This is a genomic window from Pantoea sp. VS1 (genome assembly GCF_002207995.1).
Taxonomy (GTDB): domain Bacteria; phylum Pseudomonadota; class Gammaproteobacteria; order Enterobacterales; family Enterobacteriaceae; genus Pantoea; species Pantoea dispersa.
Window position 1 is genome coordinate 46,624 of record NZ_NHZE01000023.1, and the last position, 6,790, is coordinate 53,413.

The following is a 6,790-nucleotide window of genomic DNA, read 5'->3' on the forward strand; positions in this document are numbered from 1 at the left end:
TAATCCAGGAAAACTGCCGCGCGCAGCGGCAGCGTGATATCAGAGATGGGTGTAATAGGCAGGCGTATCAAGCTCGCTCAGCAGGTCCGGGCGGGTTGCAGACCAGTCCAGCAGCGTGCGCGTGCGCTGGCTGGAGACCGCCATGTTGCCCGCCGCCATGTTGGCGAACCAGCCAAAATGAGCCCGGTCGCGCTCGCCGCTGGGCAATCCGAGCTGGCGTCCAATCGTCTCCGCGATTGCGCGGAACGGCACCGCCTCATCGGCCACCGCGTGATAAACGCGTTCAGTGACGCCCTGCTCCAGCGCCAGCCGATAGACGCGCGCCGCATCGCGACGGTGCACGCCGGACCAGCAGTTCTCACCGCTGCCGCACCAGGCGGAAATCCCGCTCTCACGCGCCAGCCGCACCAGAATCGGCACAAAACCGTGGTCGCCGAGGCCATGCACTGAAGGTGCCAGCCGCACTGTCGCCACGTGCACGCCGCGCTGCGACAGCGCCTGCGCCGCCGCTTCCGACTGACGCGGTGACACCGGCTGCGGCTGATCCAGCTCCGTCGCTCCGCGCGCCATACCGGACAGGCCGGACGTCACCAGCAGCATGCGATCCGATCCGGCAATCGCCTCGCCGAGCAACTCGATCACTTGACGGTCCTGCTCGCAGTTCTGCACGAAGCGCGAAAAATCGTGGTTAAACGCAGTATGAATGATGGCGTCCGCGGATTGCGCGGCGTCACGCAGCACGTCAGCGTCCTCCAGCGAACCGCGAATAACCTGTGCGCCAGTGACGGCCAGCGCCACGGCTTTTTCCGCCGAACGCGCCAGCCCTGTCACCTGATGGCCCGCCGCGATCAACTCTTCCACCACCGCTGAACCTACCCAGCCGGTGGCCCCGGTGACAAATATCTGCATGGTCTTCTCTCCTGCACGTTAAAACGCGAGTGTTTCGTCGTGTTGATATGATGCGTGCTGTGGAGCGGTGGCGCTAATCGCATCAGCAAAGCAGGATCAAGCCTTGACGGACAAGGCCTGAGGGCATGAAGACCGCGACTTATTCGGCGAGAGTTCAGGTTTACAGCGCCGCCACAATCTGCTGGCGCAGCCATTGCTGGGCGGGATCGCGATGCAGGCGCTCGTGCCACAGCATCAGGATGTCAAACCCTTCAATCTGCAGCGGTGGTGCAACCACGCAGAGCTGCGGCGCGTTTCGCACCAGGCGCTCCGGCAGTACGGCGACCAAATCACTGTTGGCCAGCGTGTCGAGCATAAACAGGAAATGCGGCACCGAGAGCGCGACGCGGCGCGTGCGGCCGAGCCTGGCCAGCGCGCGATCGGTGGCGGCACTGAAGCCGCCGCCATCCGGCGAAACCATCACAAACTCCAGCTGACAAAAACGGTCCAGCGTCAGGGGCTGCTGCAGCTGCGGATGATCGTGCCGGCCGGCCAGCACATAGCGCTCGCTGAACAAGCGGCGCTGATGCAGCGTCGGCGGCGCGTTGTCGCCGGTGTGAAACACCACATCCAGCTCGCCCTTCTCCAGCTGCTGCGCCACCTGCGGCGGATTGAGTGCAAACACCGCCATGCGGCTGCGTGGTGCCGCTTCACGAATGAGTTTCAGCGCCGGCAGGATCAGCGCCGATGACATGTAATCGGTGGCGGCAATGCGCCAGGTGAGCTCCGCGCGCGCCGGATCGAACGCTGTCGGCGGTGCCACTGCACGCTCCAGCGCTTCCAGCGCCAGACGCAGCGGCTCGCGCAGGGCCTCGGCGCGGGCGGTGGGCAGCATGCCGCGCGGACCGGGCAACAGCAGCGGATCGTCAAACAACAGCCGCAGGCGCGCCAGCTGGGCGCTCACCGACGGCTGCGACAGATTGAGGCGCTGCGCCGCGCGCGTCACGTTCTGCTCCACCAGCAACACGTCTAAGGTTTGCAGCAGATTCAAATCCAGCGAGTGCATATTCATGCTATCTATACCTGAGATATCAGTAATTGATTTCTACTATAGCCAGCGCTGGCTTAACCTGCAGCGGTTTTCATCTCACAGGATACCGCCATGAATGTTTTGATTGTGTATGCCCATCCGGAACCGCGCTCGCTGAACGGATCGCTGAAAGACTTTGCCGTGAATCATCTGCAGCAGGCGGGCCATCAGGTGCAGGTGTCAGATCTGTACGCCATGCAGTGGAAAGCGCCGCTGGATGCCGCCGATACGCTGGCGCCCCCGGTGGGCACGCATTTTGATGCCACGCTGGATTCGCGTTTCGCCTACGACCACCAGCTGCAGGCAGCGGACATTGCCGCCGAGCAGGAGAAGCTGCGCTGGGCCGACACGGTGATTTTTCAGTTTCCGCTGTGGTGGTTTTCGATGCCGGCGATCATGAAAGGCTGGTTTGACCGTGTGTATGCCAACGGTTTTGCCTATGGCGTCGGCGAGCACAACGATCATCACTGGGGCGATCGCTACGGCGAAGGCACGCTCGCCGGCAAGCGCGCCATGCTGGTGGTGACCACCGGCGGCTGGGAGTCGCACTACGCGCCGCGCGGCATCAACGGCCCGATTGAGGATCTGCTGTTTCCGATCCAGCACGGCATGCTGTTCTATCCCGGCTTCAGCGTGTTGCCACCGCTGGTGCTGTATCGCGTGCAGAAGTCGGCGCAGGAACACTTCGCCGACTGGTGCGCCGCGCTGGCGCAACGACTGGATCGCTTAGCGCAGGATCAACCGATTGCCTTCCGCCGCCAGAACGGTGGTGAATATGCGATTCCGGCGCTGACGCTGCGCGAGGATCTTGCGGAAGGCGAGCACGGATTTGGCGTGCACGTGGCACGCTGAGCCGCAGGCCGCCAAACCGCAGCGGCGCGCTGCCGTATTATTCAAACAGCCAGCGCCCCGCCTGCGCCGACGCAATCAGCATGCCCAGCGTGAAATCCGGCACCACCGGCACTTCACGCTTGTTGAACGGGTTGAGGATTTGCGCCAGCGACGGTTCGTCCGGGTAGTAAGTTTCAATAGCGAAATTCGCGCGATCGACCGCGAACTCGCTGAAAAACTCCTCCATCAGCGCGGCGGCTTCGTCGCGCTCGAAGTTGAGATCGCTGTCGATATCAATCTGCGGCGTGAGCGTTTTCTGCTTGAACAGATACACGCCGTCATAGCGCCGCACCAGTTCATAGATACGCTGTTCGAGTTGCTCTGTCATCGTCGCCTCTTCGCCTGTGCTGGTAGGATCGCAGGGCATTTTGCCATGCCTTGCCCTCTTCGCCTAAGCATTAACGTGCGGCGCTGAGGACCTCAATAGCCGTCTGCCGAAAACGGGCAAATGCCTCCTCCCAGGAAGCCGGAGACTGGCCGTAAACCATGGGCACTACGAATTGCTGATAACGCTGGCGGTGAACAGGGTTCTCTGCCAGCTCTTCTAAACCCATTCTGAGTTCTGCAATTGGGGAGGTGCAGAATTCGGGATATTGAATACCATACCGCTCGATATCCTCTTTAATATACTGACGCACATACGCTTGTAGCCGTGCTAAATCAATCTCATGGGTGCTGGCAATGCAAAAATTATCGTACACATGCCGTACTAAAGATGCATCGTCTTCCCGTTGCGGCCTTCTGATTCGTGCCGCAGTGCGGCGCATCATGGACACCAGCTTTTCCGCCTGGGTAGCGAGCACTGTTGCACAGGGAAAACCCGGCACCGTAACGCCTTGTTGCGTCAGGGCAGTGACAAGCGACTGAATATCACGCTTTTCAGGCGGTTCAAGTAAAGTCGCCTCAATGATTTCCGGCTTAATGAAGGGTCTCAGGCATGGCACCTGAGCGTATTTCTGCGGATAACGAATGGGAAGTTCACTATAGCGATACTCATCGCGAATAGTTTTAGGCTGCGCCTCATCAAAACGAAAAAATGCTGAAGCAGCAATGGTTTCCGTTATTTCGGCGATGATTTGTTTACGAATGGCTTTGCGCTGCGTGCGTGCGTGCGTGAGTTTTTAGCAAAGAAATCGGCGACGGGAACAAGCTTGATATCCACATCTTCAGACATGCGGTTAAGCGCAATACCCGCCTTAGACAAAGCGGTTCCACCACAAAATACCAGCTGATGGCTCCCGAAGTTCAAAGGCTGTAACAGCCGCAGCAATTCAACAATATAGAAATCCTTTTCCACGATAGCGACAGATTCGATGCCTAATGCATCAGCTACATCAGGAAATAACGCTATGAAGTCATCCATTTAATTTACTGCTTCCTACTGACAAGGTGCGTTTAAAACGTGGCGACGTTTTGATCTGCATGGATGCAGGAATCTGCGTGGTTTTCCCACTGTTATAGGCATCCGACGCGCCAACCAGACGATAATCAACCTTCAGACGTTCGAGCGTCTCGATGACAACGGCAGCAGAACCACCGGGTGCAGCAGGCATTACCTTGCCCGTAATCGCGTTCTTTCTTGCTTTGGTGTACACGCCATAGCCAACCTTAAGCAGCTGGCCGTCGTTCACCAGTTCCCGCAGTACACGGCCAATCTGGTCGTAACCGGCAAGATCGTTGAAGTCATCACGCGTGAAAACATAACGCTTAGAGCGTTTCAGCCGTGACTGCATGCGCGCTTTAATAGTCATGTTGCGTCCTCTCTGTTCATTTTTGCATCACAGCAAACATACGACATTATGGAAAGCAAACATACGACATCAAGTCTCCTACAAGCCTTGCTATCAGCGGGTTTCAGTGCAATTAAGGTTTCAGGTTAGCAGACAGTGTTACTGTATGAAGTCATTCCCGATGACCTTCGCCATCGGGATTCCTCATCATTTAAGCGGCAAATAGATATCCGTCAGCAATTCGTGTTCCGCCACTTCATGCACGAAGTTGTGATAGTGGAAGAACAACGGGAAATCGCGCAGCTCTTCGCCGCTGGCGGGCAGCCATTCGCTGTAGAGCGATCGCGCCAGTTCGGTCAACGCGCTGTGCGAGCCGTGATGACGAAGCACCGCGCAGCGTCCGCCGGGAATGGTGCTGTTAACGACGCCAAAGGCGTTGTCTTCATTAATCGGTGCGGTCACCGAGCCGCAAAGGTGATACTGAAAATCCCCTGCGGGCGTGCTGGCCGGATCGTGCGGCGCGACGCCGAACGTCTGGCTGCTGCGCACCGGCGATGCGCCACTACTTTTGCGCCAGGCAATAAACTGCGCCGCCGTTTCGTTGATGCGCTGCGGATCGCCGTGATGCGTGAGCATCGCCACCGACGTGGTGGGAAACATTTTAATCTCAACTGACATACTCTCTCTCCGTTTGACGGGTGGCTGAGGCATGCGCTGATGCCAGGTAATCCACACCGGCTGCTGTCGAAATTCACTCGGCGTCACGTCAAATACCTGCTTAAAGGCGCGACTGAATGATTCGGCATGCTGAAAACCGGCATCGAGCGCAATCTCAATGATTTTCTCGTGCGGATTGAATGCCAGCCGGTACGACGCCCGTTTGAGCCGCATCAGCTGGATGTAACGCCCGGGCGGCATGCCGCACCAGGCGCTGAACTGGCGGTGAAAGTGGTACGGCGAAAAGTGCGCCACTTCACTCAGTTGCTCCAGCAGCAGCGCTTCATCAAGATGGCGTTCGATGTAGTCGAACACTTTGTCAAAGCGCTTGCGGTAGGTCTCGCGGTGATGGTTTTTGTTTACTGGCATAGCATCCTCTCTGGGGAATGAGTATGCCCGTGTGGCTGGGAGTGGGCCTGATGGATCTTGCTCAATTAATGCCGCTATAGGGATGTCATTTTGAATACATCTTGCTTTAACAAATCAATCAAAGACCTTTCATCTACTAAAAAACGGATTATCTTCCATTCGCATTTGATATGATTTTATCATTAAGTGGGGGGCAGCCAATCCTTTTAAGCTTTTCGGATTCAAATCTTAATTGTGCCGGAGATTCTGGATTTAAATTACTTGTTAGGTAATAAATATTATCTAAATGTGTCACCACAGAAAGTTCAATAGTCTTATCACTCATCGTTGCCCTTGAGAAAACATCAGGAATTTTAAGCTCTTCATAATCAGATTTTAAATAACATTCAGATGCAAAACCTAATCCCACCCTGCCTATAACCTTTATCAAAATACTATCTGAAAACCTAAGGGAAAACACCATGGAAAAGCAAACAAAAAAAACCAAGCAATAAAATGTCAATTCTTTATGTGTTTTATAAGCCAGCGCCATTTGGAAAGTGAGGAATATTACCAAGTAGTATAGGATAGAAACGGTCATGCAAGCTTTAGACAAACTGACGCCTCTAAGGCTATCTTGAAAGACCATAACTATTATCGCGAAACCAAGACATCCAAAAAACATTGGTGAGAATAAAGCCATTAGACAATGGATTACATGGATAAGGCGTTTATAAAGCGTAACCTTCTTAGTCCTATACTTAGTCAAAGCCATGATATAAATAGCAAAAACCACAGCAATTAAGAACATTGAAAAAATAATCAATGTTAAGTTTTGTAGCAGGATAAAGTATGGCCAGGATGATAACAAAAAACACCCTAAAAACAAAAAAATGATTGGATATCTTCTTATCGATTTAATCTTAGAACAATATATTAAATTTTTAACGAGGAATCGAGCAGTGAAATGCTGACTAAAAATAATTATTGTCAACAACGCTGAAATTATCATGGTGATGATAAAGGATGCCGATCCAAATACAATCAAAACATTCACTTTTACCATATCAACAAAGTCTATATTATATGACAGGCAAATATTTAATAACAACACTCCTCCATAAAT

Annotated in this window: 7 protein-coding genes and 1 pseudogene; 1 reads left to right on the forward strand and 7 read right to left on the reverse strand. The window is 54.4% G+C overall.

The features are described 5' to 3' along the window. Positions 1-39: 39 nt before the first annotated feature. Together CBW22_RS11910 and CBW22_RS11915 are read right to left on the reverse strand one after the other, a co-directional pair. Positions 40-909: an SDR family oxidoreductase gene (locus CBW22_RS11910; RefSeq protein ID WP_058776425.1), complete on the reverse strand. Its 870-nt coding sequence runs from the start codon at positions 907-909 to the stop codon at positions 40-42. Positions 910-1,069: 160 nt separating this feature from the next. Next, positions 1,070-1,960, reverse strand: a complete 891-nt coding sequence (locus tag CBW22_RS11915) for a LysR family transcriptional regulator (RefSeq protein WP_088516724.1) — start codon at positions 1,958-1,960, stop codon at positions 1,070-1,072. 90 nt (positions 1,961-2,050) lie between these two features. On the opposite strand from CBW22_RS11915, the gene CBW22_RS11920 reads away from it, so the two are divergent. Beyond that, the gene (locus CBW22_RS11920; protein WP_088516725.1) at positions 2,051-2,830 is read left to right on the forward strand and encodes an NAD(P)H-dependent oxidoreductase; all 780 of its coding nucleotides are present in this window, start codon (positions 2,051-2,053) and stop codon (positions 2,828-2,830) included. A gap of 37 nt (positions 2,831-2,867) precedes the next feature. On the opposite strand, the gene CBW22_RS11925 is transcribed toward CBW22_RS11920, so the two are convergent. From CBW22_RS11925 to CBW22_RS11945, 5 genes and pseudogenes are all read right to left on the reverse strand, one after another. Further along, on the reverse strand, positions 2,868-3,197 hold the full coding sequence (locus CBW22_RS11925; RefSeq protein WP_058757234.1) for a DUF1493 family protein: 330 nt from the start codon (positions 3,195-3,197) through the stop codon (positions 2,868-2,870). A gap of 70 nt (positions 3,198-3,267) precedes the next feature. Continuing rightward, a pseudogene (locus CBW22_RS11930) lies at positions 3,268-4,232 on the reverse strand (nucleotidyl transferase AbiEii/AbiGii toxin family protein). Next, a complete protein-coding gene (locus CBW22_RS11935) occupies positions 4,225-4,620 on the reverse strand; it encodes a DUF6088 family protein (protein WP_088516726.1) in 396 nt (131 codons plus the stop codon). The pseudogene CBW22_RS11930 and the gene CBW22_RS11935 overlap by 8 nt, the downstream one beginning before the upstream one ends. A gap of 186 nt (positions 4,621-4,806) precedes the next feature. Continuing rightward, complete coding sequence (locus CBW22_RS11940) at positions 4,807-5,685, reverse strand: AraC family transcriptional regulator (protein ID WP_088516727.1); 879 nt, start codon at positions 5,683-5,685, stop codon at positions 4,807-4,809. A gap of 148 nt (positions 5,686-5,833) precedes the next feature. Beyond that, on the reverse strand, positions 5,834-6,790 hold a 957-nt coding region (locus tag CBW22_RS11945; protein ID WP_217899519.1), incomplete at its 5' end, for a hypothetical protein.